The 26,342-nt window shown below is 57.7% G+C and carries 27 protein-coding genes; 19 read left to right on the forward strand and 8 right to left on the reverse strand.

Annotated features, from left to right (window positions below):
- Positions 1–22: 22 nt before the first annotated feature.
- Genes WA302_RS04655 through WA302_RS04675 form a run of 5 tightly spaced genes read left to right on the forward strand, consistent with a single transcriptional unit; the run spans position 23 to position 3,760 of the window.
- Positions 23–661: a fimbrial protein gene (locus WA302_RS04655; RefSeq protein WP_038629099.1), complete on the forward strand. Its 639-nt coding sequence runs from the start codon at positions 23–25 to the stop codon at positions 659–661.
- A gap of 50 nt (positions 662–711) precedes the next feature.
- Positions 712–1,266: a fimbrial protein gene (locus tag WA302_RS04660; protein ID WP_336063100.1), complete on the forward strand. Its 555-nt coding sequence runs from the start codon at positions 712–714 to the stop codon at positions 1,264–1,266.
- A gap of 24 nt (positions 1,267–1,290) precedes the next feature.
- On the forward strand, positions 1,291–1,713 hold the full coding sequence (locus tag WA302_RS04665; RefSeq protein ID WP_060447509.1) for a hypothetical protein: 423 nt from the start codon (positions 1,291–1,293) through the stop codon (positions 1,711–1,713).
- Positions 1,710–3,098: an FKBP-type peptidyl-prolyl cis-trans isomerase N-terminal domain-containing protein gene (locus tag WA302_RS04670; RefSeq protein WP_193403096.1), complete on the forward strand. Its 1,389-nt coding sequence runs from the start codon at positions 1,710–1,712 to the stop codon at positions 3,096–3,098. The genes WA302_RS04665 and WA302_RS04670 overlap by 4 nt, the downstream gene beginning before the upstream one ends.
- Complete coding sequence (locus WA302_RS04675; protein ID WP_049295312.1) at positions 3,095–3,760, forward strand: response regulator transcription factor; 666 nt, start codon at positions 3,095–3,097, stop codon at positions 3,758–3,760. The genes WA302_RS04670 and WA302_RS04675 overlap by 4 nt, the downstream gene beginning before the upstream one ends.
- Before the next feature lie 54 nt (positions 3,761–3,814).
- On the opposite strand, the gene WA302_RS04680 is transcribed toward WA302_RS04675, so the two are convergent.
- From WA302_RS04680 to deoC, 4 genes are all read right to left on the reverse strand, one after another.
- The gene (locus WA302_RS04680) at positions 3,815–5,182 is read right to left on the reverse strand and encodes an L-serine ammonia-lyase (protein ID WP_025302221.1); all 1,368 of its coding nucleotides are present in this window, start codon (positions 5,180–5,182) and stop codon (positions 3,815–3,817) included.
- A 93-nt stretch (positions 5,183–5,275) separates the two neighbouring features.
- On the reverse strand, positions 5,276–6,574 hold the full coding sequence (locus tag WA302_RS04685) for an HAAAP family serine/threonine permease (RefSeq protein ID WP_004938697.1): 1,299 nt from the start codon (positions 6,572–6,574) through the stop codon (positions 5,276–5,278).
- A gap of 979 nt (positions 6,575–7,553) precedes the next feature.
- Positions 7,554–8,318 carry a DNA-binding transcriptional repressor DeoR gene (deoR, locus tag WA302_RS04690; RefSeq protein WP_025302222.1) on the reverse strand — a complete coding sequence of 255 codons (765 nt, stop codon included), beginning with the start codon at positions 8,316–8,318 and terminating at the stop codon, positions 7,554–7,556.
- Positions 8,319–8,470: 152 nt separating this feature from the next.
- Positions 8,471–9,151: a deoxyribose-phosphate aldolase gene (gene deoC / locus WA302_RS04695; protein ID WP_025302223.1), complete on the reverse strand. Its 681-nt coding sequence runs from the start codon at positions 9,149–9,151 to the stop codon at positions 8,471–8,473.
- 213 nt (positions 9,152–9,364) lie between these two features.
- Between deoC and WA302_RS04700 the strand changes: the two genes are divergently transcribed.
- Positions 9,365–10,198 (forward strand): hypothetical protein, encoded by an 834-nt coding sequence (locus tag WA302_RS04700; RefSeq protein WP_148123280.1) that lies wholly within the window; start codon positions 9,365–9,367, stop codon positions 10,196–10,198.
- 36 nt (positions 10,199–10,234) lie between these two features.
- Here WA302_RS04700 and ybjG read toward each other — a convergent pair whose 3' ends face one another.
- Positions 10,235–10,840 (reverse strand): undecaprenyl-diphosphate phosphatase, encoded by a 606-nt coding sequence (ybjG, locus tag WA302_RS04705; RefSeq protein ID WP_025302225.1) that lies wholly within the window; start codon positions 10,838–10,840, stop codon positions 10,235–10,237.
- A gap of 5 nt (positions 10,841–10,845) precedes the next feature.
- The gene (locus WA302_RS04710; RefSeq protein WP_049205939.1) at positions 10,846–11,580 is read right to left on the reverse strand and encodes a phosphatase PAP2 family protein; all 735 of its coding nucleotides are present in this window, start codon (positions 11,578–11,580) and stop codon (positions 10,846–10,848) included.
- Positions 11,581–11,871: 291 nt separating this feature from the next.
- On the opposite strand from WA302_RS04710, the gene eco reads away from it, so the two are divergent.
- The 4 genes from eco (at position 11,872) to WA302_RS04730 (ending at position 15,871) form a co-directional block, all read left to right on the forward strand.
- Positions 11,872–12,384, forward strand: coding sequence for a serine protease inhibitor ecotin (gene eco / locus WA302_RS04715; RefSeq protein WP_033642514.1), 513 nt, complete (start codon positions 11,872–11,874; stop codon positions 12,382–12,384).
- Between the two features lie 402 nt (positions 12,385–12,786).
- Complete coding sequence (locus WA302_RS04720; RefSeq protein WP_089195709.1) at positions 12,787–14,268, forward strand: phospholipase; 1,482 nt, start codon at positions 12,787–12,789, stop codon at positions 14,266–14,268.
- Positions 14,265–15,038, forward strand: a complete 774-nt coding sequence (locus WA302_RS04725) for an ankyrin repeat domain-containing protein (RefSeq protein ID WP_025302229.1) — start codon at positions 14,265–14,267, stop codon at positions 15,036–15,038. The genes WA302_RS04720 and WA302_RS04725 overlap by 4 nt, the downstream gene beginning before the upstream one ends.
- An 89-nt stretch (positions 15,039–15,127) precedes the next feature.
- Entirely contained in the window at positions 15,128–15,871 is a 744-nt protein-coding gene (locus WA302_RS04730) for an ankyrin repeat domain-containing protein (RefSeq protein ID WP_197822800.1), read from the forward strand.
- Positions 15,872–16,346: 475 nt separating this feature from the next.
- On the opposite strand, the gene WA302_RS04735 is transcribed toward WA302_RS04730, so the two are convergent.
- Positions 16,347–18,035, reverse strand: a complete 1,689-nt coding sequence (locus WA302_RS04735; RefSeq protein WP_049205954.1) for an aspartate:alanine antiporter — start codon at positions 18,033–18,035, stop codon at positions 16,347–16,349.
- A 294-nt stretch (positions 18,036–18,329) separates the two neighbouring features.
- Between WA302_RS04735 and WA302_RS04740 the strand changes: the two genes are divergently transcribed.
- Entirely contained in the window at positions 18,330–18,719 is a 390-nt protein-coding gene (locus WA302_RS04740; protein WP_025302232.1) for an inner membrane protein YbjM, read from the forward strand.
- 39 nt (positions 18,720–18,758) lie between these two features.
- Here WA302_RS04740 and WA302_RS04745 read toward each other — a convergent pair whose 3' ends face one another.
- Entirely contained in the window at positions 18,759–19,022 is a 264-nt protein-coding gene (locus tag WA302_RS04745; protein ID WP_004938676.1) for a GrxA family glutaredoxin, read from the reverse strand.
- A 230-nt stretch (positions 19,023–19,252) separates the two neighbouring features.
- On the opposite strand from WA302_RS04745, the gene WA302_RS04750 reads away from it, so the two are divergent.
- The 8 genes from WA302_RS04750 (at position 19,253) to WA302_RS04785 (ending at position 26,325) form a co-directional block, all read left to right on the forward strand.
- Positions 19,253–19,567 carry a YbjC family protein gene (locus tag WA302_RS04750; RefSeq protein ID WP_025302233.1) on the forward strand — a complete coding sequence of 105 codons (315 nt, stop codon included), beginning with the start codon at positions 19,253–19,255 and terminating at the stop codon, positions 19,565–19,567.
- Positions 19,568–19,621: 54 nt separating this feature from the next.
- Positions 19,622–20,524 (forward strand): 30S ribosomal protein S6--L-glutamate ligase, encoded by a 903-nt coding sequence (gene rimK / locus WA302_RS04755; RefSeq protein ID WP_025302234.1) that lies wholly within the window; start codon positions 19,622–19,624, stop codon positions 20,522–20,524.
- Between the two features lie 136 nt (positions 20,525–20,660).
- Complete coding sequence (locus WA302_RS04760; protein ID WP_004938666.1) at positions 20,661–21,140, forward strand: YbjN domain-containing protein; 480 nt, start codon at positions 20,661–20,663, stop codon at positions 21,138–21,140.
- Positions 21,141–21,546: 406 nt separating this feature from the next.
- Complete coding sequence (gene potF / locus WA302_RS04765; RefSeq protein ID WP_043137777.1) at positions 21,547–22,656, forward strand: spermidine/putrescine ABC transporter substrate-binding protein PotF; 1,110 nt, start codon at positions 21,547–21,549, stop codon at positions 22,654–22,656.
- A 122-nt stretch (positions 22,657–22,778) separates the two neighbouring features.
- Positions 22,779–23,912, forward strand: a complete 1,134-nt coding sequence (gene potG / locus WA302_RS04770; RefSeq protein ID WP_043137773.1) for a putrescine ABC transporter ATP-binding subunit PotG — start codon at positions 22,779–22,781, stop codon at positions 23,910–23,912.
- A 24-nt stretch (positions 23,913–23,936) separates the two neighbouring features.
- Positions 23,937–24,899 (forward strand): putrescine ABC transporter permease PotH, encoded by a 963-nt coding sequence (gene potH / locus WA302_RS04775; RefSeq protein ID WP_043137769.1) that lies wholly within the window; start codon positions 23,937–23,939, stop codon positions 24,897–24,899.
- A complete protein-coding gene (gene potI / locus WA302_RS04780; protein ID WP_336063119.1) occupies positions 24,896–25,741 on the forward strand; it encodes a putrescine ABC transporter permease PotI in 846 nt (281 codons plus the stop codon). Before potH ends, potI begins: the two co-directional genes overlap by 4 nt.
- A gap of 104 nt (positions 25,742–25,845) precedes the next feature.
- On the forward strand, positions 25,846–26,325 hold the full coding sequence (locus WA302_RS04785; RefSeq protein ID WP_197790482.1) for a YbjO family protein: 480 nt from the start codon (positions 25,846–25,848) through the stop codon (positions 26,323–26,325).
- Positions 26,326–26,342: the final 17 nt, after the last annotated feature.

Genomic DNA, 26,342 nt, shown 5'->3' on the forward strand with positions numbered 1-26,342 from the left:
AATCATGCAACGAAAGATCCCCATGCTGTTGGGAAAGGCCTATGAACGTCATCAGCGACGCACTATCGGCCTGACGGTGTTGGCCGCGCTGATGGTACCGCTGACGGCAGGCACGATGCTGATGCTGATGCCGCCGGCCCGCGCGGTGGACAACTGGGACGTGGAGGGCGCGAATGGCACGCTCCACGTCTACGGCGCGTTAACGGAAAGCGCCTGCAGCCTGGAAATGACCACCGCTCGTCAGGAGGTTTGGCTGGGGGAGACCGGAACGGCGCACTTCCAGCGTCCGGGCGATCGCGGCACGCCGGTCGCCTTCGAGCTGACGCTGAAAGACTGTCTGCGGGCGCCGGCGAGCAACCGCGACGCCTGGACTGGGGTTCTGGCCTGGAGCGGCAGCCAGCCTGCGGTGTCCGTCGCGTTTTCCGCGCCGACGGATGACGACGCGCCGGGTCTGGTCAGGGTGGCCGGCGTCACCGGATTGGGGTTGCAGTTGGCGGATGCCCGCGGCCTGCCGGTCCGCCTCGGCGCGCGCAACAAACCGATCTTGCTGACGCCGGGGCAAAACACCCTGACGTATACGGTGACGCCGGTGCGCACCCCGGCGACGCTGAGCGCCGGCGCTTACCGCGCGGCGATCGATTTCCGTCTTTATTACGACTAATACGCCGCTTGCGCCTGGTAGGCGCAAGCACAACCAAAGGGAGTGGCGTCATGCGCGCAACAGAGACGAACCGGCGCCGAAGCGCGCTGTTGGGGGCAGGCATGGTCATGGCGGTCGGCATGATGGCGCAGCCGGCGGCTGCGGCGGAAAACATGCGCTTTCACGGTACGCTGGTGGCCGAGCCGTGCGTCATTCAGCCGGGGGATGAGGACATCCAACTGGATTTCGGCACCATCGTCGACAAATACCTGTACCTGAACACCCGCACCCACAGCCAAACCTTCGCGTTGCACCTGACTGAATGCGATCTCAGCCTGGGCAATACGGTGGCCATTACGTTTACCGGCACCGAGAACGCCAAACTGCCCGGCCTGTTGGCGCTGGATGCCGGCAGCCTGGCCTCGGGGATCGGCATCGGGCTGGAGGACAGCACCGGCAAGGCGCTGCCGCTCAATCGCGCCAGCGATAAATTCCGCCTGAATGCCGGCAACACCACGCTCACGCTGCAGGCCTATGTGCAGGGGGAGCCGGAGGCCATCCAAACGAAGTCCATCGGCCGCGGCACCTTCAGCGCGGTGGCCACCTTTACGTTGGAATACGAATAAGCGTCTACAAGGACAAAAAACGCAATGATGATAAAGCTCCTCAATCGCGCCCTGCGCATGGGCCTGCTGTGCCTGTTGGCGTTGAGCGCCGCCGCCTGTCAAAACCAAAAGTCGGGCAAGCCCGCCGTGAACACCAAAAATCAGGCTGTGCAAGCTCCGTCAGAAGAGGCTTTGCGCAAGCAGCGTGAGGCCGAGCAGCTGCGGCAGTGCCAGCAGCAACTGGGTGCATTGCGCACGATCGACGAGAAACAGTATCAGCGCTACAAACAGGCCTTCGACAGCCTGATGAGCGGCGCTTCGCAGTACGCCAACCTGCGCGCCAGGGTAAACGGCGACACGCAGGAGACGGTGGATGCGCTGTATCGCTACAAGGTCAACTATCTGTGCGCCGGGGTGAATCAGGCGGTGTTGACCGGCTTGGCGGATCGCGGGGAGCAGGTTAAATGAGGCTGCGCCTGCTGGGCTGTGCGGCTCTGCTGTTCACCGGCGTCGCGCAGGCGGACGACGGCGTGCCGGCGCTGCTGCAGTTTGCCGAGCAGTATCAACGGCAGAACACCGCGCCGAAGAGCGAAAACACGGCGCCCGCCGACCGCGAGGCGGGGCAAAAAAAGCGTGAGCCGGCAAAGCGTCCGCCGGACACCCACCAGCCTGCTTCATCGGCCAAAGCTTTTACGCTGAGCCAGGAATTATTGACGCGTGACCAACAGCTGGCGCGCCAGCGAATGGAACTGACGATGTTGCGCCAGGAACTTACTGCGCTGCGGGCGGAGAAAGCGGCGCCACCCGTCGCAGCGTTGCCGGACTCGTCGACGCTTCAACAGTGGATTGCCGGGCTGGGCGCTGCCTGGCGAGGTTCGCCCGACGCGCAGCGCGCCGAGGCGCTGTTGCGTCAGGCGACGCAGGAAACCGCCAAAAGCAGAACGACGGCGGCGCAGGCCGAACGGCGCGTCACCGAACTTGAGTCTGCCGCGCAGGCATCGGCACAGACGCTTGCACAACGTCAACGCGAGCACCAGGAGGCGTTGCACGCTCTGCGCGCCGCGTTGGAAGAAAGCGAGCAGAAGCGGGCCGGTGAGCAGAAGGCGACTCAGCAGGCGCGCGAAGACCTGCTGGCGTTGCGTAAGCGGCTGCAATGGGAGATGACGCCGGAGCAGTTGAAGGATGAACGGAAACGGTTGTCCTATGCGGCGGGCAGTGCGCTGGGGCGGGATATTCAGGGGTTGATGACGGAGCGTCAAAGCTGGGGGGTACCGGTGGACCGCGACAGCCTGTTGGCGGGCGTTATCGACAGCGTGGCGGGGCGTTTGCAGCTGCCGCCGGATGAACTGAATACGCTGACGGCGCAGGCGGATGCCGCCGCCGTGGCCGCGCGTGAGAAACGCGTTAACCAGCAGCGGCGGCGCGATGAAGATTATCTGGCGCAGTTCAGTCAACAAAAGGGCGTAAAGCAGTCGGCGATGGGCTTCTGGTATCGGGTGGATTACGCCGGGGAGGGCGCGCTGGCGCCAACGGCGGTGGTCGATGTCGTGGTGAAAGAGAAGCTGACCGACGGCACGGTGATCCAGGATATGGATCTGAGCGGCAAGGTGCTGTCGCAACCGCTGTCCGAATACCCGCCGCTGTTCCGGGAGGCGATAGGTCATCTGCACAACCACGGCTCGTTGACGATGGTCGTGCCGCCGGCGCTGGCCTACGGTGAAACCGGCTACCCGCCGAAGGTGCCGCCCAACGCCACCATGGTTTATGAATTGCGCATCGACAACAGCCAGGCGCCGGCGAAGGGCGTCCAGGCGGTTAAACGGGAAGCCGACACGGCGGGAGAACAGGGATGAACACGATGATAAAAATCGCGCTATTTGATGAGAATCGATACTTCAGCGCCGGTTGGCAAGAGGCCCTGGCGCTGCATTTCAGCACTTACGGCAAGCGCACGCTGTTAGTGGATGCGCGGCAGGTTCACGAAGCCGATTTGGTGTTCTGCTATTTTCCTCCCGGCGTGCAAAGCTGTTTTTGTCACCTCTCTGAGGCGCAGCCCGCGGGGCGTAAAACGCTGTATTTCTCGTTGCGAACGCCGGAGGGACGGCATAAACGCACCGTCGGTAACCGCTGCTCGCTGGAGGCTGGCGTCATCTACCACGATATGCCGTTGGTTTCGGCGCTGTATCAGGTGAGCGCCGAGCTGGAGCGGCGCAGCAAATGGCCGGGCAGACTGCGCTGTGGCAGGAGCTGCGTATGCCAACACCGGGGCCTGACGCTGCGCGAACAAGAGATCATGCGCTGCATGACGCGGGAGATGGGAGTCACGCAAATCGCCCGGATGCTGGACATTAGCGTGAAGACGGTCAGCAATCACAAGATGAGCGTCATGCGCAAAATGGGATTCCGGCGTAATGCCGAACTTTACGGCTGGCTGCGGCACAGCGCTCGTCCCGGGGCTGTGGGGCTTCGCGCGGGTATTCAGCCCGGCGTTGCGGCAGGAAAGGATCGCTATTGAAACGGCGCCGGCCAAGTCACACCGGCTGGCGCCTTAAGTACCTCGCCGTGGCGATCAGTTGCAGGCCACGACCTTGATCGCCAGCCCGCCCTGTGAGGTTTCGCGGTATTTGGCGTTCATGTCTTTGCCGGTCTCGTACATGGTTTCGATCACCTTATCCAGACAAACCCGCGGTTCGCTGGTCCGGCGCATCGCCATGCGTGCGGCGTTGACCGCCTTAACGGCGGAAATGGCGTTGCGTTCGATGCAGGGCACCTGAACCTGGCCGGCGAGCGGATCGCAGGTCAGCCCCAAATGGTGCTCCATGGCGATCTCCGCCGCGATGCACACCTGCGCCGGGCTGCCGCCGAGCAGCTCGGTCAACCCGGCCGCCGCCATCGAACAGGCCACGCCCACTTCCCCCTGGCAACCCACTTCGGCGCCGGAGATCGAGGCGTTCATCTTGTACAACGCGCCAATCACGCCGGACGCCAGGAAGTAGCGTGTGTAGGAGTTGGCGTTCACCGGGCGGATGAACTTGTCGTAGTAGGCCAGTACCGCAGGGATAATGCCACACGCGCCGTTGGTCGGCGCGGTGACCACGCGGCCACCGGCGGCGTTCTCTTCGTTGACGGCCAGCGCGAACATGTTGATCCAATCGACCACGTTCATCGGATCGATATTGTTCTTGTCGCCGGTCACCAGAATGCGTCGCAGCGCGGCGGCGCGGCGCGGCACTTTCATCGGGCCAGGCAGCAGGCCTTCGGTGTTGATGCCGCGCTCGATACCGGCGCTCATCACCTGCCAGACGTCGGCGAAATGCGCGTCGATGTCCGCCTTGCTGCGCAGCGCCAGCTCGTTCTGCATCACCAGGCCGGACAACGACAGCCCGGTGTCTTTGCAATGCTGCTGCAGATCGTGCGCTGATTTGAACGGGTAGGGCACCGGCGTGGCGCCCTCGGCGGACTGGCCGAAGTGTTCTTCGTCGACGATGAAACCGCCGCCGATCGAGTAATAGGTTTTGCTGTGCAGCAGGCGTTCACCGGCGAAGGCACGGATGCGCATGCCGTTTTCGTGCAGCGGCAGGTTGTCGCTGTGGAAATTCATGCCGCCGTGCAGCGGAAAATCCACCTCGTGGTGGCCGTTGGCCAGCGGCAGGCGGCCGCGCTGTTCCACGTCGCGGATAAAGCCCGGAATGCTGTCGATGTCCACGTCGTGCGGCAGGTTGCCGGCCAGGCCCATGATGATGGCGATGTCGGTGTGGTGACCTTTACCGGTCAACGACAGCGAACCGTAGACGTCGACCACCACGCGGGTGGTGTCCTGCAACTGCTGGTGGGCGATCAGATCGTCGACGAACTGTTTGCCGGCCTTCATCGGGCCAACGGTGTGGGAACTGGATGGGCCGATGCCAATTTTGAAAATATCGAAAACGCTGACCATGGTCTCGCCTCCTTCTTCAGGTTTCAGGCGGTGAATACGGGAAATGGGGGAGTGCGGGAGGGCCGGCGCGCAAGCGGCGCCGGCCGGGCGTGATTAGCCGAGCAGGCTGAACACGATAGCAGAGATGGCGATCAGACCCATCACAACCACGAACACGTTGCTGATGTGGCCGCTGTACTTGCGCATGGCAGGCACTTTACGAATGGCGTACATCGGCATCAGGAACAGCAGCATGGCGATGATTGGGCCACCCAGGGTTTCGATCATGCCCAGGATGCTTGGGTTCAGGGTGGCGACGATCCAGGTGGTCACCAGCATGAAGATAGCGGTCATGCGGTTCAACTTGGCGGTGCTGACGGTTTTGCCACGGCTCTTCATCGATTTGGCAACCAGACCGTTGAAACCTTCACGAGCGCCGAGGTAGTGGCCCAGGAACGATTTGGTAATGGCGACGAAGGCGATAACCGGCGCGATGTACTCGATCATCGGGTTGTTAAAGTGGTTAGCCAGGTAAGACAGAATCGAGATGTTCTGCGCCTTGGCTTCCGCCAGGTTTTCCGGCGTCAGGCTCAGCACGCAGCTGAACACGAAGAACATCACGGTCAGCACCATCATGATGTGTGCATAAGCCAGAATGCGGGAGCATTTCTTCTCGGCATCTGCGCCGTACTCTTCGCGTTTGGCGACGGCGAAAGCGGAGATGATCGGCGAGTGGTTAAAGGAGAACACCATTACCGGGATTGCCAGCCACAGGGTCATGATCAGGCCGTGGCCCATGCCGGTACCGCTGCCGGACAGCGACACGTTTTCGAAGATGGCGCCGGTCCAGTTAGGGATCAGGTATACCGCCAGCAGCATCAGCACCGCCACGAACGGGAAGACCAGAATGCTCATGGTTTTCACGATGGCCTGCTCACCGAAGCGCACGATGGTCATTAGGCCGACGATCAGGATCAGTGACAGAATGGCGCGCGGCGGCGACGTCATGCCCAACTGGTGGGTAATGAAGCTGTCGACGGTGTTGGTGATCGCCACGCTGTAAACCAACAGAATCGGGTAGATGGCGAAGAAGTACAGCAGGGTAATCAGTTTACCGGCGGTGATGCCGAAATGCTCTTCCACTACAGCGGTGATGTCTTCACCGGGATTTTTGCCGGACAGCACGAAACGGCACAGGCCGCGGTGGGCAAAGAAGGTCATCGGGAAAGCGATGATGGCCATGATGATCAGAGGAATCAAACCGCCGATGCCGGCGTTGATGGGCAAGAACAGGACGCCTGCGCCGATGGCGGTGCCGTACAGGCCCAACATCCACATGGTATCCGTTTTACGCCAGGTACTGCTGGAGCCCGAGGCCGCAGAGGCAATTGTGCCGGTCTGTGTAGTGTCCATAAATATCTCCGAAGTGAACACGAATTTAAAATTAAAAGGCAAAACTTAAGGTTAAACCGTCAAACGTCCTATTCAGGCAACGCTTGCGGTAAGAATCAGGTGTTGCTTGCGGGGATGTTTTGGCGTCCCCCTGGTTGTTTATTGTGTTCATTACCAAGGCACAGCGCCGGGTAATTCACTAAAGACTTTCCACCGTCACGGGGGATAAAAGTCGTTACCGCTGCCGACAGGTCATTGCCTGTCGATTTTTGTTGGCGGCAAGATAACGATTTACAGTAGAAACAACCGTGATCCTGCTCTCAAATGCGTAATATGTGCAGTTATATGCTTTTTTATCGATTTTTCGCGCATTTGTTGCACATTTGTGTAAGATTTTGTGCTGAGAACGCTCTCATAAAATTTTCTGCGATTATGCGGCTTGTACAATAATTAGCCGGATAAAGCGCTGTGCTCAGCAGCAAGCCGAGCAATATATTTTATGCGTGGTTTTGGATCTAGCGAAAAACCCGGATTAAGCAGTTTTAGTGATGTGGATCACATTATGTTTTTAAGGTAAATTGAATTTATCTTTTTGTTTTTAATGATTTTTATTTAAAATTCACCGCTAGTAACGAAGGGAAATTACTTACGTGGTTAGCGGATAAAAATGCGTAACCATTCATCATATAAATAACAGATAGCTAACAGGTATTGGTGAGATTTGCTGCAATCGCGTAAACCGCCGTTTATTTAAACTTCCTGGCCTTTGGTACGATTTATCATATAAAAGCCATAAATAGCCGTTAATTCACCCAGCCGACCGCGTGTTTAGCCTGCGAAAAAATAATCACGCGGGTGAGCTGTTGCATTTTATTAACCTGATGTTGCGTGCGGATAAGCGAAAAACGCGAATTGATTGCGCATTATTTGTTCATTTTTGGGTGAGGAAAGAGGGATATCGAAACGGTGCGCCGTCGGTTATGACGGCGCTGAAGGCGGATTAATAGCGGATAGCGATGGCGTTGTCGTTGAAGAATGCCAGGAAGTCGGCGGCCGGTTGGCGGTCGGTGATCACCCGATCGAATTGTGTCAGGGGGCCGATGCAGGCCGGTTTGGTTTTGCCGAATTTGCTGTGGTCTGCCACCAGGATCTTTTGCTGCGCCATCGCCATCGCGCGATGCTTCATCTCCAGTTCGTCGAAGTTGAAGCAGGTGGCGCCGTGCTGCAGACTGAGGCCGGCGGCGGAGATAAAGGCGATATTCGGGCAGATATGATCGAGCTCGTTACGGCCGCTGACGCTGGAAAAGATGTAGTTGTTCGGCTTGAACTCACCGCCGCACAGGACCACTTTGCAGTTCGGTTTGTCCTGCAGCGCCAGGAAGGTGTTCAGCGAATGGCACACGGCGGTGAAGGTCAGTTCGTCGGCGATGGCGTCGATGATCGCCGGGGTGGTGGTGCCACAGTCAAAAAACACCGTGTCGTTTTCATTGATCAGCGGCGCTGCCAGCAGGCCGATGCGCCGTTTCTCCGTGACCTGTTTGGCTTTTTGATCGGAAACGAAGTAGTTGGTCACGCCGTTGCTGCGCGGATCGGTCACCACGTAGCCGCCGAGCAACACCACGGCCGCCGGTTCGGCGCTCAGATCGCGGCGAATGGTCATCTCCGAGACCCCCAGCAGCGCGGCGGCTTCTTTCAGGTGGATCTTGTCAGCGCGTTTTAACGCCTGAACTAACCGGTTGATACGTTCTTCGCGCCGCGTTTCCATAGATCCGTCTTCCCACAGGTAGTAGAGGTAAAGGGGCGTGCCGGCATTTCCGGCGCTAAACACAACAATGCGGGGCAATATCGGGCCGCATCAGCCGCCCGTATTGTCCCGCATCGGAGTGTATGGCCATGCCCGTCAGGGCAAGCCGACGATCAGTAGCTGCCCGCCGCCGGCTGGGCGCCGGATACGATGGCGACGCCGGAGCTGGTGCCGATGCGCGTGGCGCCGGCTTTAATCATCTTCTCGGCGGTGGCGCGATCGCGCACGGCGCCGGAAGCTTTCACGCCCATTTCGCTGCCCACAGTCTCACGCATCAGTTTGACGTGCTCTTCCCGAGCGCCGCCGGTGCTGAAGCCGGTGGAGGTTTTCACGAAGGCGACATCGAGTTCGCGACACATTTCACAAACCTGGACGATCTGCGCATCGCTGAGCAGGCAGGTTTCCAATATTACCTTCAACGGGATCGCCGCGCAAACCTCGCGCACGGCGGCGATATCGGCTTTCACTTCGTCCAGCAGGCCGCTTTTCAACCAGCCGACGTTGATCACCATATCGATCTCTTGCGCCCCGGCGGCGATCGCCGCTTTGGCTTCAAAGGCCTTGGCGACGGTCAGGCCGGCACCCAGCGGGAAACCGATCACCGAGCAGACTTTCACGGTGCTTTCTTGCAGCAGCTGGGCCGCCAGTGGCACGTAGCCGGAGTTGACGCATACCGCATAGAAGTTGTGCTGCTGTGCTTCTTCGCACAGTTTGGCGATCTGCATTTCGGTGGCGTCCATGGCCAGCAGGGTGTGGTCGACATAGCTGGCGTAATCGATGTTTTCGGTGGTCATCGCGGTTCCTTAGTGAGGTTAAGACAGTAAACGGAGTGAGGAATGTGAAAATAATAACATTCCGATGCCGATAAACCTAGTGCTGTTTAAAAAATGTCGATCCGATCGTCGCTATAATGCTGTTATAGGTATAGCTTAAAGGCGTTTCATTTGTTATTTAAATAACATTCTGTGGCTCGCGGCCTGCGCGGGCGAAACGTCGAGGGAAAAAAGATGAAGATCAACATCGATCTGGCTCCTGAAGCTTTCGGGGCGCATCGGCAGGAACTGTTCCGCAATGCGGATTTTGCGGTGAGCGCGCATCGCTGCGCAGAACGTGGGCCGATGTTAACGCTGGCGAACTGCCGTGGCGCGCTGACGGTTTTACCGTATCAGGGCCTCGCGATCTGGGACGCTGAGTTTGACGGTTACTCGCTGAAGTCGGGCCGCCGCAGCGTGCGGGGCGCCGGCAGAAAGCGCGCTGACGACGCTGCGTTCTATCCCGCCTGGCCGCATCAGGACGGTGAGCCGCTGCAGATGCAACGCGTGTGGATCCAGCTGGCGGGCGATGAGCTGACGTTGCACGGCGAGGGGGAGCGGGCGGGCGGGCGTTGGCGCATCGGCCCGGCGCTGCGTCTGGCGGCCCAGAGCGCGCAGTTCGCCATAGAGATGAAGGTCACCAATCAGGCCGAGCGGCCGCAGCCGCTGCGCTATGTTTGCGGCCTCAACTATGACTGCATTCCTGATGCGGTATTCCGCCAGAACCTGCCGACGCCGGCTTTATTAGGGGATACGATCGGGCAGGAACTGTTGTGCTCCGACGATCTGACGCGCTATGTGGATCAGGCCGAATTCTTTATGCTGGCGCCGCAGGGCCGGCGTTATGTGACGCGTTTTGCCACCGAACAATTCAACTATGGTTTCCGGCGCATCGCCGTTCAGGGCAACAGGCGGCTGCTGGCTTTTATCCAGCCGGCGAACTGTCGCCCGAATGCGCCAGAGGGTGAGGGAGTGATGCTGGGAGCGGGAAAAACGCGGACGTTCTGTGTGACTACTGGCGTGGTGTGAAAGCAGGGGCGGTAACGCCCCTGTCATGTTGTGCGGTTACTCTTTCACCCAGCCGCGTCGAATGGCGAAGGCAAACAGGAAGCGATACAGGCGCGACAGCTTGTCGGCGAGGACATCGCCGAACAGATTCCATACCAGCTGCGCGAACAGGCAGCCGACCAGGCCGAGCAGGAAACCGCCAACCATATCCAGCGGCCAGTGCACGCCGAGGTAAACGCGTGACCAGGCGATGCCGGCGGCGACAATCATCAGCAGCGCGCCGGACCAGACCCGGTGCCAGAACAGGAATGCCAGCGCAAAGGTAAAGATGGCGGTGCCGTGATCGCTGGGGAACGAGCTGTCCGGCGCGTGCGCCAGGAAGGTATAGCCGACGCCGGCGACGAACGGACGCTCATGCGGCAGCAGCGCGCCGATAGCGGAGGCGGCAAGCATGGCGAACAACAGCGCGATCGTGGTTTTCGCCACCACTTCGCGCTGTGAAACCAGCTGGCTTTGCGGCCCCCACAGCCACAGGCCGACGATCAGCAGCGGCACGATAATGATAAGATCGCGCGCCAAAAAGGTGGCGAAATCGATCATCCATTCGGGAGACGCCGGGGTCGCATTGATCCAGGCGAAAAGAACATGGTTTAGCTGCTCCATAACCGTTACCTCATCTTGCGGCGCCAATAGCCGCTAATCATCCAATAAATAGCCAACTGGCTTAACCAAACCCACCAACCCGCCCACAGGTTATGGGTAAGAAAATGTGCGCCACGCATGATCTGACCAAAGCCCATCACCATGCCGAGCGCAATGCCGCCGCACCAGCACCACCAGGCCAGGCGCGGACGCTGCGGATAAAACAGGAAAAACAACGCCATCACCGCGAAACCGCTCGAGGCGTGCCCGCCGGGGAAACAGCGACCGGGGCCCGGCAGCGCCGGTACCGTGCCGAATAGCGGGAAGGACATCGCCTTGCCGCCGTACTCAATCAGATCCCACGGACAGGAGTGCGCGCTGGTGGCTTTGAGAATGCCCACCACCAGCGGGCCGATACCAATCAGCAGCATGGTTACGATCAGGCGCGCGCTGCGGCGATAGAGGCCCCAAAACAGTGTCAGCACCGCCCCTACGATCACTATCTGCTTCAACAGGCGGTGATTGATCAGATCCAGCCAATAATTGTTTTGCCACGGGAAATGCCCGCTGGCGGCATCGTACCAATAATTGCTGATCGCCCAGTCCAGCTGTTCGTTACGGGAGAGCCATAGAAACACCAAACCGCTGATCAGCAGGCCAAAAACTTGCCAACGGTAAAAGGATGCCGACAGGGAGTAAAGGGCGGTTGTCTTAATTTGCGGTGTCGTTGAGGATTGATTTAATGACGATTCTGGATTCACGCGCAGGCTCAGTGACAGGATTGAATGACGTTACTGTAATAATTCTGTCTTAAGAAAACCTTAGTCCGCCGGTAAGAAAACCCTATCTGATACACTTGCTTGTACGAAGGTAATCGCTGGTTTTTCTCGTCTTAACCCGAGGGTGCGCTGGCTAATTGCTCCAGTTAACGGTTTATATTAGGCGATTGTCACTATTGATTGCCTATTGTAAAGAAGATTAAACCTGTGGCGAGCTTAGCGGTAGTGTATTAGTTTATAGACGGATTATTTGACAACGTGTAGGGATAAAACATGAACAAGGCATCCGTTGTATTTTCCGGCCTGCTGATGGCCGTTTCCGCTGGCGCTATGGCGGCGACCTCTGGCGATGACGCAGACATGAGCAAACAGCCGCTGGAAAAAGTCGCGCCTTACCCGAAAGCCGAGAAGGGCATGAATCGCCAGGTGATCTACCTGCCGAAGCAAGAGCACGAAGAGAACTACAAGGTAGAACTGCTGATCGGCAAGACGCTGGAAGTGGACTGCAACCGCCATATGATTGGCGGCACGCTGGAGACCAAAACCCTGTCCGGCTGGGGTTATGATTACCTGGTGCTGGAGAAGCTGTCTGAACCGGCCTCGACCATGATGGCCTGCCCGGACAATACCAAGACCAAGAAATTCATCGCCGCTAACCTGGGCGACGCCGCGATGCAGCGCTACAACAGCCGCCTGCCGATCGTGGTGTATGCGCCGAAAGACGCGGAAGTGAAATACCGCATCTGGAAAGCCGAAGATACCGTAAGCCAGGCTGAGCAGAAATAACCGCCGCCTGACGCCGCTCCGCTGGCCATTCCCGGTTGGCGGAGCCTTTCTCCTTCCTGTCTCCTTATCATTCCCGCATCTTTGACACTCGACTGATTGCTTTCGGACGTGGCTTTTAGCCGCAACATGGCAACGAAATACGCTCTTCACATGGCACAGGAAGCACGCAGCTGCATGGATGGGAGAGGATGCGCGCGTATAGAAATAGAGCAAAGAAATCTTTACTGAATTGTGATAATTTTGCCCATACCCTATTTAGGCGTGACACAGAAGATAAGGATATCCAATGCGTTATCGTTCGCTAACGCTCGACGAAACCAGAAAAAGTCGCCCATCTGGCGAGCTGCACTGTGATGGCGCGTCTGTGCCGACCACGGAACCTTACGAGTGGGCTGGCGCCGTATGAAACTGATTCATTTCTCCTCTGAACACACGGCGCCGGAAAGCTTTTCCAGGATACTTAACCCTACAGCAGCGCGGTATGAGCTGGAACGGCATTATCTGTTCGGCGGCGCAGCCGGCATATCGATAAGCAGCCGGTATCCGATTACCCGCAATACTCAATCCGGGATTGGCGTCACCGGTTATCGTGAGGACGTGGCTGTGAAGCGCAGCGTGCTCGATGAGATCAACCGGGGCGGCTTGCTGGCGATTGATCAGGGAATGGGCACCTGGACGCCGACGAAATATGCTTTTTACGTCGACGCGGAAGGCCGATTACAGCGCTACCCAGGCAGCTCTCTTCCCGCCTTTTATCCTATCGGGCGCGTGATCGCCCGCTATGAAGAAATGGTTAGCCGCTATGGCCACCGGGCAAAACCGACGGTGCTGCCGGCGAGGCAGAATACGTCCCGGAATCCCCCTCTGCAGCAAGCCATCGCGACCGCAGTAGCAACCGTTGCCGCCACGGTGCAGGCCATCCGTCCGCTGACCAAGGCAGAACGCTGGCAAGAACGCCAGTACCTGATAGGGCGAGGCAACCGCAGCATTTACCCGGATGCGCGCATAGCTGCACAGCGCCTGGCGGAGAACAACGTTGCGGTCGAAAAGGCGAAGTTGGCTGAGAATGTCTATAAGACCACTAACCCGCTCAAGGACACGATAGACATCCCTGAAGGCTGGAAGGATATCAGTAACAATGATGGGGCGCTGGGCCGGCTTGGTTTGAGCAGTAACATGCTTTATGACAAACCAATGAATCCTGACTTTTTAGCCCGAGTTTATCAGCCAGACGAAAGTGTCTTTGGCAAGGCGATGAACCCGACGGTGGTATTCCGCGGATCGCGGGCACCAGAATTCCCGGAGGGAATAAGCCGCGCAACCCAAAAAGCCTTAATAAGGGGTGACTTATCAGGCATTAAAAATCTCAGTGACTGGAAAAACAACGGTGCTCAGGGAATAGGGCTTAATTCTGAATACTACAAAAAAGCGGTTGGTATTGGCGATAAAATTTCAAAGGTATCCAATATCGACGTTGCAGGTCACTCATTAGGCGGTGGCATGGCGTCTGCTGCCTCCATGGCCAGCGGCAAGCCAGCTTGGACGTTTAATGCCGCTGGATTGCATGCGGGAACCGTAGAAAAATACGGCGGCTCTATAATAGGCAGTGTCGATAATATTCAGGCGTATCGCGTGAAGGGGGAGCTATTGACCAAGCTGCAGGAGGTTGATTTGTGGGAGGATGCCAAAGACCTCAAATTTTATCCGCCGGCGGTGATGGCGAAAGAACGGTTGTCCCTGTTGGCGCCTGACGCCGTGGGAGTAAAACACACGCTTTCCGGTGGAACAGGCTCACTGCTGGATAAGCACGGTATAGACCAGGCGATACAATGCATTGAAAATGAAAAAGACGATGACATTGCCACAATCAAGGGAAGAATATGAAAAAACTTATTCTCATTATCACGATGGTAGTGTCTACGCTCATCATGCAAGGGTGCGAGAAAGGTATGGATTTACAACCGCAGGATTATTTTGACGGTCAGCAATTGGACATTGCCAAAGCCATTTATGATGGTGATAGGCCGCAGTTGGATAAACAGTTATCATCAGTAAACAAAGAGATCTTAAATCGTCCAGCTAAGGAAGAAATGACCTTATTGTTCTGGGCAATAAACAATGCCATCTATGATAAAACCACACCTGAAAGGCTGAAAATTATCACTGATTTGGTAAAAGCCGGCGCAGATCCTTTACAGCCTCAACCCAACACGCCAGGTAGCCCAGCTGAATTTGTTATGAAAGCGGATAAAGGCATCTGGATACAGGCTATGTTAGAGGGCGGACTTTCTCCAAATGCTAGGGATAAGGTTCATAATCAACCCATTATATTTAATAGCATCTTTGCAAAAAACACAGAAACATTAGAGGTCATGTTGGAGCATGGTGCTGATATAAATATAAGAAATTCACTGGGTGATACGCTGCTCATCGATGCTTTAGACTATCACTCCTATGACCACGTCATTCTTTTATTAGAAAAAGGCGCCGATAGCGATATAAGAGGCAACTCGGGTTGGACGATGGGCAATCAACTTCAACGGCTGATTAATAGGAGTCAGGACGGCAGTGAGGCGAAAGAGTCTCTTGAGCGCATCAGAGACGAGCTAATTAAGCGTGGCGGGAAATGGCCGCCTGCTCCTGTCAGTCAATAGGCCGTTCTCAGTATCCCAAGGGGGTAGAGGGATACTGATACGGTAATAAAGCAAAGTTAGGCCGTGGTTATGTTAAAAATGGAGATGGCATGAGGCACAGCGCTCTTATCATTATCATATTGCTGTCGATGCTCATGATGCAGGGATGCGAACAAGGTAGGGATCTACAACCACAGGATTACTTTGAAGGGAAGCAGCTGGACATCGCCAACGTCATCTACGAGGGTGACAGGCAAAAGCTGGATAAGGTTTTACCGACGGTAAGCAAAGAAACGTTAAATCGGCCGGCCAAGGCGGAGATGACGTTATTATTCTGGGCGATAAATAACGCTATCTTTGACAAGAACACGCCCGAGCGGCTCAAGATCATTACGGATCTGGTCAAGGCGGGAGCAGACCCACTGCAGCCAAGAGCTGAGGGGGGGAGTAGCCCAGCTGAATTTGTTATGAAGGCGAATAAAGGCGTATGGATACAAGCTATGTTAGAGGGCGGGCTCTCTCCAAATGCCAGAGATAAGGTTCATAATCAACCCATTATATTTGAAAGTTTTGATGCGGCGAACACCGAAACATTAAAGATGTTAATTGCATACAAAGCTGATGTTAATATCAAAGGCGCTATGAACCGAATGCCATTAATTAATGCCCTGTATAACAGTTGCCCAGAACACATTGAGGTTCTGTTGGCTCATGGGGCTAATACTTTAGCCAAAGATGATTTTAATGACAGCTTCCTTTCTTTGATTTCTGCGGAGATAGATAAAGGGGATAAGAGCAATGCGTATATAAAAAAGCTAATTAAAATTAAAGAAAAAATAAAACAGGTGAATTAGTTCGCCTCGGCTCTCATGGGGGACAATGCTGGTCTTCTCCAGTGCAGTACCATGACGTGATGACATACAGGAAGATGACTGGATGAGCCACCAAAGAGCACCCAGCCGACAGCGACGAGAGTGCTGTTGTTAAGTACCGTTTGTGACGCCATCTCTTTGAACAGTGGCAAACCCACAAGCAGCGTTTCTATGTTGAAACCTGCACATTGATGGGACGCTGGCGTAAGCGACACTCAGAGGTAGGATGCTTTATGCCTGACGACGAGGCAGCGACAACTGGTGTTGCGGGCTGTTTCAGGCAACAAAAAACCCGATAATCTTGAACCTAAAAGGCGGGATTATCGGGCTCCACAAAATGGGGACATCAAAGAAAAGCAGTGGCACTAATTCAGACTGCGGCCCCCAACGAAAGTTCTGGCCGGCGACAAAAAAATCAAAATATTTTTATCGCCGATCCATCTCTCCCGCTAATCGATCAGCCGAGTATGCCCGGCCATAGCACCACGATGAGTGAACCCGCCAGCGTTAACAGCACGTTAGCGATGGCGTAGGTGCCGGCGTAACCCAGCGCCGGGATGTTGCTGCGCGCGGTATCGCTGATGATCTCCATCGCCGGCGCGCAGGTGCGGGCGCCCATGATGGCGCCGAACAGCAGGGCGCGGTTCATGCGCAGCACATAGGCGCCGAACAGGAAGCAGATAATCACCGGCACCAGGCTGACGATCAGCCCGGCGATCAGCATCTGGCCGCCGACCGCGCCCAGGCTGTGGCCGATGCCGGCGCCGGCGCTCAGGCCTACGCCCGCCATAAACACCATCAGGCCGAATTCTTTCACCATGTTCAGCGCGCCCTGCGGAATGTAGCCGAAGGTCGGGTGGTTGGCGCGCAGGAAGCCGAGCATGATGCCGGACATCAGCAGGCCGGCGGCGTTGCCGATGCCGAACGAGAAGTTGCTGAACTGTATGGTGATCTGGCCGATCAGAAGGCCGATGATGAAGAAGGCGCAGAACGCCAGCAGATCGGTCACCTGGCTGTGAATCGAGATAAAGCCAATTTTCTCCGCCACGCTCTTCACCCGGCGCGCGTCGCCGCTCACCTGCAACACGTCGCCTTTGTTGAGCACGATGCTGTCGTCGATCGGCATTTCGATCTGGCTGCGGATCACGCGGTTGAGGAAGCAGCCGTGGTCGGTCAGCTTCAGCTGGCTCAGGCGTTTGTTCACCGCGTTGCTGTTCTTCACCACGATCTCTTCGGTGACGATGCGCATGTCGAGCAGATCGCGATCGAACACTTCCTTGCCGTTGCGGAAGCTCGGGTCCAGCCGCGCGTGGGCGTCCGGGTAGCCGACCAGCGAGATCTCGTCGCCCACCTGCAGCACCGCGTCACCGTCCGGGTTGGCCAAAATGCCGTTGCGGCGGATGCGTTCGATGTAACAGCCGGTCTGGCGGTAGATGCCCAGTTCACGCAGGTTCTTGCCGTCGGCCCAGGCCACCAGCTCGGGGCCGACGCGGTAGGCGCGGATCACCGGCAGGTAGACCTTGCGCTGGCTGTCGGTGTCCAGGCCGCGTTCGCGGGCGATCTGCTGGGCAGAGGTGGACAGGTCCTGGTGTTGCAGCTTCGGCAGGTAGCGCGCGCCGAAGATCAGGCTGACCAGACCGATCAGGTAGGTGAGGGCGTAGCCCAGGCTCAGATGATCCTGCGCCGCCAGCAGCGCCGGGCCGTTGACGATGGTGTTGCGTAGCGTGTCGCCGGCGCCCACCAGCACCGGCGTGGAGGTCATCGAGCCGGCCAGCATGCCGGCGGTCAGGCCGATATCCCAGTGGAACAGCTTGCCGAGACCGACGGCGAGCACCATCGCCGAGCCGACCATCACCAACGCCAGCATCAGGTAGTTTTTGCCGTCGCGGAAGAAAATCGAGAAAAAGTTGGGTCCGGCTTCTACGCCGACGCAGAAAATAAACAGCATGAAGCCGAGATTCAGCGCCTCGGTGTTAATGGCGAAGTGTTGCTGGCCGAGCAGCAGGGAAACCACCAAAACGCCAATGGAATTACCGAGTTGGACGGAGCCCAGACGGAGTTTACCGAGGCACAGCCCCAGTGCGAGTACCACGAACAGTAACAGAATGTAGTTACCGTTTAACAAACTAGCGACGTTTATGTTCACGGGGGATAACTTATTGTTTACCAGTAAGTGCTTGATATAGATAACTATAAGAGATAAATTCAGCCTTAAAACGACGTCATAAATCACCACCAGCAGAAAGCGAAGCGAACCATCGTTCGGCGGCGTTCATTCTAGACGCTATGACCGATGACAGCCAGCACAGAAAGCTGATTTCCTGCGCCGCCGTGCGCATTTAACTCTCTTTTGACCAAGGAAAAAATTCGGTTCAGCGTCACCTCACGGGTGGCCGGACCGATTTCTATTGATGCGGTAATTGGGCGGGGGAGAATTCGCATGACGAGTTATCGATATTGGCTGGGCATTCTCAGCTGTTTTCTGTTGTTCAGCCTGGTGTTTCTCGGCCAGCAAACCGGCCTGTTCGGCAGCACGGATCATGAGCACCACGGGGAAACCGGCCTGCTGCTGTTCGTTGTCCCCGGTGCGATCGCCAGCTATCTGTCGAGCCGCAAGCGGCTGCTTTGCCCGTTGCTTGGCGCGCTGTATGCGCTGCCGCTGTGTCTGCTGATCCGCCACTTCTGGCTGACGCCGTCCTATTCATTCTGGCAGGAGTTGGCTTATGCCACCAGCGCGGTGTTCTGGTGCGTGTTCGGCGCGATGCTGATGCTGTTCGCCCTCGGCCTGTTGCAGACGCTGCAGCAGCTGCACCGGCGGCAGCGGCAATAAAAAAAGGCGCGTTAAGCGCCTTTTTTGTCGTTCAAAAACTTACTGGAACAGGTTCAGGTGTTCTTTGGCGTAAGCTTCGAAATCGGTGCAACCGCCGATGTGCTTCTCATCCAGGAAGATCTGCGGCACGGTTTCAACCGGTTTACCGACGGTTTTTTCCAGATCGGCCTTGGTGATGCCTTCCGCGTGGATGTCAACGTAACGGAAGTTGAAATCGTCGCGTTCTTCAGTCAGTTTTTCCGCCAGTTCTTTAGCGCGGACACAATAAGGACAGCCAGGACGCCCGAAGATTACTGCAAACATGCAACGCTCCTTAATTGGATTTTCAATAAATGGTTCGCTATTGCAACGACATCCCGTCACCGAAAAAGTCATTACCTGCGTCAGATGGCGCCTACTATGCCCGTTGAGGCCATGAAAAAAAAGCAGGAATTACCTGTTAATCTGATTCATGTAACCAATTAGTCAGCCGGGGCTGTCGCCGTCGGCGGGAATTCACTACACTGGGGGCAGACCTTCTGGAGAAGAAAAATATGCGTTCATTCGGTGACTTACCACGCCCGGTGCTGGTGTTGGAAGGGCTGGGTATCGTGATGTTGGTGCTGGCCTACCTCAGCATTCACGGCCACCTGCAGCTGCCTGGCTGGCTGGCATCGCAGCAGGCGGCGGTCGGCATGATTTTCCTCGGCGTGGCGTTGATGGTGCCGGCGGCGGCATTTCTGGTGTGGCGCGTGGTGCAGGGCTTTGGCCCGCTGATGCGCGGCGGGTTGCCGCCGGAAAACGATCGCCGCAAACCGCGAGATGCGGATGCATCGAAAGATAATCAGGACCGTGATCCGCGCGCCTGAGTGCCGCGGCCGCTAACCCGCCTGCCGGGCAGGCGTTGGCTTTTGGGGTGACGAGTGAAAATTGCCATTCTTTCTCGCGACGGAACGCTCTATTCATGCAAGCGGCTGCGTGAAGCGGCGGAAGATCGCGGGCACAGCATCGATATCATCGATCCGCTTTCCTGTTATATGAACATCAACCCGGCGGCGCCGACCATTCACTATCGCGGCCGCCAGTTGGAGCGTTATGACGCGGTGATCCCGCGCATCGGCTCCGCCATCACCTTTTACGGCACCGCGGTGCTGCGCCAGTTCGAGCTGCTTGGCAGCTACCCGCTCAACGAATCCGTGGCCATTACCCGCGCTCGCGATAAGCTGCGTTCGCTGCAACTGCTGGCGCGGCAGGGCATCGATCTGCCGATCACCGGCTTTGCCCATTCGCCGGACGACACTGGCGACCTGATCGAGCTGGTCGGCGGCGCGCCGCTGGTGGTCAAGCTGGTGGAAGGCACGCAGGGTATCGGGGTGGTGCTGGCGGAAACCCGCCAGGCGGCGGAAAGCGTGATCGACGCCTTTCGCGGGTTGAATGCCCATATCCTGGTGCAGGAATACGTGCGCGAGGCGCAGGGGCGCGACGTGCGCTGCCTGGTGGTGGGCGGCCGGGTGGTGGCCGCCATCGAGCGGCAGGCGAAGCCCGGCGAGTTTCGCTCCAACCTGCATCGCGGCGGCACCGCCCGCAAAGTGACCATCACCGCCAGGGAGCGGGCGATTGCGGTCAAAGCGGCGAACACGCTGGGGCTGGACGTCGCCGGGGTGGATATCCTGCGCGCCGAGCGCGGCCCGCTGGTGATGGAGGTCAACGCGTCGCCGGGGCTGGAAGGGGTGGAGACCACCACCGGGTTGGACATTGCCGGCATGATGATCGAATACATCGAGCAGCGCGGCCGGCCGGGCTTCCGCCTGAAATCCGGTGGTTGACGGGGCGGTCGGCGCGCTTTTCCCGCCGAGCAATATCTTAATTAGTGAATTAAGCCGCATTGATCGTGGCGTATCGGGTGAATATTCCGTAAGCTATGCGCCTTTTCGCGTTTTGAATATTGTGAGGCTGGTTATTATGGATTCACTCATTGTCCCCGATTTGGCGCTGTTGCGGCGCTGGCTGGATCAGTCGGGCATTTCTTTCTTTGAGTGCGATTCCTGCCAGGCGCTGCACCTGCCGCACATGCAGAACTTCGACGGCGTGTTCGACGCCAAGATAGATCTGGTGGACAACGTCATCCTGTTCTCCGCGCTGGCCGAGGTGAAGCCGACCGCGCTGATCCCGCTGGTGGCGGACCTGAGCCAGATCAACGCCAGTTCGCTGACCATCAAGGCCTTTGTCGACATTCAGGACGACAACCTGCCGAAGCTGATCGTCTGCCAGTCGTTGAGCGTGGCGGTGGGCATCACCTACGAGCAGTTCACTCATTTCATGCAGCAGGGCGAAGAGCAGGTCTCGATGGTGATCCTCGAGGCGCGGGCGAACGATCTGCTGTTTATGGGTGACGAAGAAGAGATCCCCGCTGGCGCCGTGCGTCAGCCGATGCTGCACTGATCCTCGCCGTACCTTAAGCATGCCGTCGCTCCGGCGGCATGCTGCCGTTATTCCCTTCCGCAATAAAATATTCTGCACTTTGGCCTTTGCCGCCCGATCTTTCTCGTCTTTTGTGCCGTTAATGGCGTATCACATAGAGAAAAACTGCATAAAAAATCGATAAATGGCGTTTTTTACCCTGGGGGCTGGCGGGTTGCGATGGCAGCGGCTATGCTGCTGATTCTGCAAAGGGCTTGCGATTTCCCTTGTAACCACGCGAGCAGGGCAGTGCAAAAAGGCGCATGCAATCATATGCATAGCCATTCATTTCGCGGTTGCAACGATTGCGCTCAATCAGGAAAGGTTTTGTATCGCTGCAGATACAAGTTCAATTCTATGATTTACCCTGTTTTGGAGGAAGTTACGGATGGTCACCCAACGTAAAAAGTGGTTATCGGGTGTGGTTGCCGGTCTGTTGATGGCCGCGTCCGTCACGGCGTCAGCCGAAGAGAAAACGCTGCACGTGTATAACTGGTCCGACTATATCGCGCCGGATACCCTGGCCAAATTCCAGAAAGAAACCGGCATCAAAGTGGTGTACGACGTCTTTGACTCCAACGAAGTGTTGGAAGGCAAACTGATGGCGGGCAGCACCGGTTATGATCTGGTGGTTCCTTCATCCAACTTCCTCGAGCGCCAGTCGCAGGCCGGCATCTTCGAGCCGCTCGACAAGAGCAAAATGCCCAACTACAAGAATCTCGATCCCGAGATGCTGAAGCTGGTTGCACATAATGACAAAGACAACAAATACGGCATCCCATACCTGATGGTGACCACCGGCATCGGCTACAATGTCGACAAGGTGAAGGCGGCATTAGGCAAAGACGCGCCGGTCGACAGCTGGGATCTGATCCTCAAGCCGGAAAACCTCGAGAAGCTGAAAAGCTGCGGCGTCTCCTTCCTCGATGCGCCGAGTGAGGTTTACGCCACCGTGCTGCACTACCTGGGCAAGGATCCCAACAGCACCAATGCGGCGGACTATACCGGCGCGGCCAATGATCTGCTGCTGAAGCTGCGGCCGAGCATTCGTTACTTCCACTCTTCACAGTACATCAACGATTTGGCTAACGGCGATATCTGCGTGGCGATCGGCTGGTCCGGCGACGTGATGCAGGCGGCCAACCGCGCCAAAGAGGCGAAGAACGGCGTGAACGTGGCCTATGCGATCCCGAAAGAAGGGGCGCTGACCTACTTCGACATGTTCGCCATGCCGGCGGACGCCAAGAACAAAGACGCCGCGTACCAGTTCCTGAACTTCCTGATGAAACCTGACGTGATGGCGGGCATCAGCAACTATGTCTATTACGCCAATGCGGTGAAAGATTCCACGCCGCTGGTGAAGGCCGAGGTGCGCGAGAACCCGAACGTCTATCCGCCGGCCGATCTGCGCGCCAAGCTGTTCACGCTCAACGTGCAGTCGCCGAAGCTGGATCGTGTCATTACCCGCGCATGGACTAAAGTTAAAAGCGGGAAGTGATGATGGGGGGATACCCCCGATCGTCGGTAAACCGGCAGGCGGGCGCTCCCCGCCTGCACTGCTGTTTTGGGCCACGGCACTCGCCGTGGTTTTGTGCCGCTTTACGCCGGAGAGCACCCCGATTGAACGACGCCATCCCTCGTCCTCAAGCCAAGTCGCAGAAGGTCTTCACCCCTCTGCTGGAAATCCGTAACCTCACCAAAACCTTCGACGGGCAGAATGCGGTCGAAGACGTCAGCCTCACCATCTACAAGGGCGAGATCTTTGCGCTGCTTGGGCCGTCTGGCTGCGGCAAGTCAACCTTACTGCGCATGTTGGCCGGCTTTGAACAGCCGACGGAAGGGCAGATCGTGCTCGACGGGCAGGATATGTCGCACGTGCCGCCGTACCAGCGGCCGATCAACATGATGTTTCAGTCTTACGCGCTGTTCCCGCACATGACGGTAGAGCAGAACATCGCCTTCGGCCTGAAGCAGGACAAAATGCCGCGGGCAGAAATCGCCGAGCGGGTGGCGGAAATGCTGGCGCTGGTGCACATGCAGGAGTACGCCAAACGCAAACCGCACCAGCTTTCCGGCGGCCAGCGGCAGCGGGTGGCGCTGGCGCGCAGCCTGGCCAAGCGGCCCAAGCTGCTGCTGCTGGATGAGCCAATGGGCGCGCTGGACAAGAAGCTGCGCGATCGCATGCAGTTGGAAGTGACCGATATTCTCGAGCGCGTCGGCGTCACCTGCGTGATGGTGACGCACGATCAGGAAGAGGCGATGACCATGGCGGGGCGCATCGCCATCATGAACCGTGGCAAGTTCGTGCAGATCGGCGAGCCGGAAGAGATCTACGAGCATCCGAATAGCCGCTTCAGCGCCGAATTTATCGGTTCGGTCAACGTCTTCGACTGCGTATTGCAGGAGCGCCACGACGATGCGCTGATCCTGCAAAGCCCCGGATTGCGCCATGCGATCAAAGTAGATCCGGACGCCTCGGTGGTGGACGGCGTGCCGATCCAGGTCGCGCTGCGGCCGGAAAAGATCCTGCTGTGCGAACAGGTGCCGGAAGACGGCTGCAACTTCGCGGTAGGGGAAGTGGCGCACATTGCCTACCTGGGCGATCTGTCCATTTATCACGTGAAGCTGCACAGCGGGCAGATTATCAGCGCCCAGCTGCAAAACGGCCACCGTTTCCGCAAGGGGATGCCCACCTGGGGCGATGAAGTGCGTCTGTGCTGGGAAACCGACAGCTGTGTCGTGTTGACGGTGTAGCGGAGCCGCTGAGGAGTAACCCATATGACCCTGCTTTCTGAACGCACGCCGGAGCCGCCGGCCAAAACGCCCGGCACCCTCAAGGCGCTGTTCCACCGCCTGCTGATGGCTCACGGCCGCAAGCTGGTGATCGCATTGCCGTATTTATGGCTGACGCTGCTGTTCATGCTGCCGTTCCTGATCGTGTTCAAGATCAGCCTGGCGGAGCTGGCGTTGGCGGTGCCGCCTTACACCGAGTTGATGAGCTGGGTGGACGGCAAGCTGAACATCGCGCTCAACTTCGCCAACTACCTGCAACTGATCGACGATCCGCTGTATATCGACGCCTATCTGCAGTCGCTGCGCGTGGCGGCGGTCTCGACGCTGTGCTGCCTGATCATCGGCTATCCGCTGGCCTGGGCGGTGGCCCACAGCAAGGCGTCGACTCGCAACATTCTGCTGCTGCTGGTGATCCTGCCTTCCTGGACCTCGTTCCTGATCCGCGTCTATGCCTGGATGGGGATCCTGAAAAACAACGGCATTCTGAATAACTTTCTGATGTGGCTGGGGGTGATCGACCAACCGTTGGTGATCCTGCACACCAACCTGGCGGTGTATATCGGCATCGTTTATTCCTACCTGCCGTTTATGGTGCTGCCGATCTACACGGCACTGATCCGGCTGGATTACTCGCTGGTGGAGGCGTCGCTGGATCTGGGCGCCCGGCCGCTGAAAACCTTCTTCAGCGTAATCGTGCCGCTGACGCGCGGCGGCATCATCGCCGGTTCGATGCTGGTATTCATTCCGGCGGTAGGGGAGTTCGTGATCCCGGAGCTGCTCGGTGGGCCAGACAGCATCATGATCGGCCGCGTGCTGTGGCAGGAGTTCTTCAATAACCGCGACTGGCCGGTGGCTTCGGCGGTCGCCACCATCATGCTGCTGTTGCTGATCGTGCCAATTTTGTGGTTTCACAAACACCAGAACAAGGAAATGGGGGGGCAGGAATGAACAACTTGCCGGTAGTGCGTTCACCGTGGCGCATCGCCATCCTGACGGTCGGCTTTACCTTCCTGTATGCGCCGATGCTGATGTTGGTGATCTACTCCTTTAATAGTTCCAAGCTGGTGACGGTGTGGGCCGGCTGGTCCACGCGCTGGTATACCGAACTGTTTCACGACTCGGCGATGATCAGCGCGGTGGGGCTCAGCCTGACCATCGCCGCCGCCTCCGCCACCGCCGCGGTGGTGCTGGGCGCCATCGCCGCCGTGGTGATGGTGCGGTTCGGCCGCTTTCGCGGTTCGACCGGCTTTGCGTTTATGCTGACTGCGCCGCTGGTGATGCCGGACGTGATCACCGGCCTGTCGCTGCTGCTGCTGTTCGTGGCGATGGGGCACGCTTTCGGCTGGCCGTCGGAGCGCGGCATGTTCACCATCTGGCTGGCGCATGTCACCTTCTGTACCGCTTATGTGGCGGTGGTGATCAGCTCGCGTTTGCGCGAGGTGGATCGCTCGATTGAAGAGGCGGCAATGGATCTGGGGGCGCCGCCGCTGAAGGTGTTCTTCGTCATCACCTTGCCGATGATTGCGCCGGCGCTGATCTCTGGCTGGATGCTGGCGTTTACCCTGTCGCTGGATGATCTGGTGATTGCCAGCTTCGTCTCCGGCCCGGGCGCCACTACGCTGCCGATGCTGGTGTTCTCCAGCGTGCGTATGGGGGTGAATCCGGAAATTAACGCGCTGGCCAGCCTGATCCTGCTGGTGGTGGGCATTCTCGGCCTGATCGCCTGGTGGTTTATGGCGCGCTCGGAAAAACAGCGATCGCGTGAATTGCAGCGGGCGTCCCGTAGCTGAATCGTAACAAACCTGCTATTTTTGCAATCAATAAGTATTGCAACTAACTACCTGACTTTACATGCGCCATCTGTATTGGTGGCGCGTCGTAGCGGAACACGGATATGTCAGACATGCTGAAAAGCGGGCAGGGAATGAGATCGACTTCGGATGCGCCGGTGCCGGTGATGGTGGCGGGCACCGCCATGGTGGCGATCAAGTGTATCAGCGTGGTGTTGTTGTTGGGCGAACTGGGCGTCGACGGCGCACAGGAGTTCGTTAACACCAGCGCGCAGGCGTGGGATTCTACCTTTATCTTTCTGGCCGGCCTGATGCTGCTGTGCCTGCAAATCAGCTGTGGCTTTGCGGTGATGCGCGGCCGCAACTGGGGACGCTGGGGCTATGTGGTCTGCCAGTGCATCGTGGTGCTTTACCTGCTGTTGGCCACCATTGGCAGCGTCTTCCCCGAGGTGTTCACCGTGGAGGGGGAAACCAGCGGCCAAATCCTGCACGTTCTGATCCTGCAAAAGATCCCCGACGCGGTGATCCTGGCGTTGCTGTTCGTTCCTGCCGCCAGCCGCCGCTTCTTCGCCGTGCGCAAGTGAGATTTTAAGCGCGCGGA

The sequence above is a fragment of the Serratia sp. 201 genome, assembly GCF_037027545.1.
Lineage (GTDB): Bacteria > Pseudomonadota > Gammaproteobacteria > Enterobacterales > Enterobacteriaceae > Serratia > Serratia bockelmannii.

Excerpts from the sequence above, each read along its gene's own strand:
- WA302_RS04660 (WP_336063100.1), top strand. The coding sequence starts at position 712 with ATGCGCGCAACAGAGACGAACCGGCGCCGAAGCGCGCTGTTGGGGGCA.
- WA302_RS04685 (WP_004938697.1), bottom strand. The coding sequence starts at position 6,574 with ATGGACACTACACAGACCGGCACAATTGCCTCTGCGGCCTCGGGCTCC.
- WA302_RS04730 (WP_197822800.1), top strand. The coding sequence starts at position 15,128 with ATGAGGCACAGCGCTCTTATCATTATCATATTGCTGTCGATGCTCATG.
- ybjG (WP_025302225.1), bottom strand. The coding sequence starts at position 10,840 with ATGGAGCAGCTAAACCATGTTCTTTTCGCCTGGATCAATGCGACCCCG.
- deoR (WP_025302222.1), bottom strand. The coding sequence starts at position 8,318 with ATGGAAACGCGGCGCGAAGAACGTATCAACCGGTTAGTTCAGGCGTTA.
- deoC (WP_025302223.1), bottom strand. The coding sequence starts at position 9,151 with ATGACCACCGAAAACATCGATTACGCCAGCTATGTCGACCACACCCTG.
- eco (WP_033642514.1), top strand. The coding sequence starts at position 11,872 with ATGAACAAGGCATCCGTTGTATTTTCCGGCCTGCTGATGGCCGTTTCC.
- potF (WP_043137777.1), top strand. The coding sequence starts at position 21,547 with ATGGTCACCCAACGTAAAAAGTGGTTATCGGGTGTGGTTGCCGGTCTG.
- WA302_RS04655 (WP_038629099.1), top strand. The coding sequence starts at position 23 with ATGCTGTTGGGAAAGGCCTATGAACGTCATCAGCGACGCACTATCGGC.
- potI (WP_336063119.1), top strand. The coding sequence starts at position 24,896 with ATGAACAACTTGCCGGTAGTGCGTTCACCGTGGCGCATCGCCATCCTG.
- WA302_RS04785 (WP_197790482.1), top strand. The coding sequence starts at position 25,846 with ATGTCAGACATGCTGAAAAGCGGGCAGGGAATGAGATCGACTTCGGAT.
- WA302_RS04675 (WP_049295312.1), top strand. The coding sequence starts at position 3,095 with ATGAACACGATGATAAAAATCGCGCTATTTGATGAGAATCGATACTTC.
- WA302_RS04750 (WP_025302233.1), top strand. The coding sequence starts at position 19,253 with ATGCGTTCATTCGGTGACTTACCACGCCCGGTGCTGGTGTTGGAAGGG.
- WA302_RS04745 (WP_004938676.1), bottom strand. The coding sequence starts at position 19,022 with ATGTTTGCAGTAATCTTCGGGCGTCCTGGCTGTCCTTATTGTGTCCGC.
- WA302_RS04670 (WP_193403096.1), top strand. The coding sequence starts at position 1,710 with ATGAGGCTGCGCCTGCTGGGCTGTGCGGCTCTGCTGTTCACCGGCGTC.
- WA302_RS04700 (WP_148123280.1), top strand. The coding sequence starts at position 9,365 with ATGAAGATCAACATCGATCTGGCTCCTGAAGCTTTCGGGGCGCATCGG.
- WA302_RS04680 (WP_025302221.1), bottom strand. The coding sequence starts at position 5,182 with ATGGTCAGCGTTTTCGATATTTTCAAAATTGGCATCGGCCCATCCAGT.
- WA302_RS04725 (WP_025302229.1), top strand. The coding sequence starts at position 14,265 with ATGAAAAAACTTATTCTCATTATCACGATGGTAGTGTCTACGCTCATC.
- WA302_RS04720 (WP_089195709.1), top strand. The coding sequence starts at position 12,787 with ATGAAACTGATTCATTTCTCCTCTGAACACACGGCGCCGGAAAGCTTT.
- potH (WP_043137769.1), top strand. The coding sequence starts at position 23,937 with ATGACCCTGCTTTCTGAACGCACGCCGGAGCCGCCGGCCAAAACGCCC.
- WA302_RS04665 (WP_060447509.1), top strand. The coding sequence starts at position 1,291 with ATGATGATAAAGCTCCTCAATCGCGCCCTGCGCATGGGCCTGCTGTGC.
- WA302_RS04760 (WP_004938666.1), top strand. The coding sequence starts at position 20,661 with ATGGATTCACTCATTGTCCCCGATTTGGCGCTGTTGCGGCGCTGGCTG.
- WA302_RS04740 (WP_025302232.1), top strand. The coding sequence starts at position 18,330 with ATGACGAGTTATCGATATTGGCTGGGCATTCTCAGCTGTTTTCTGTTG.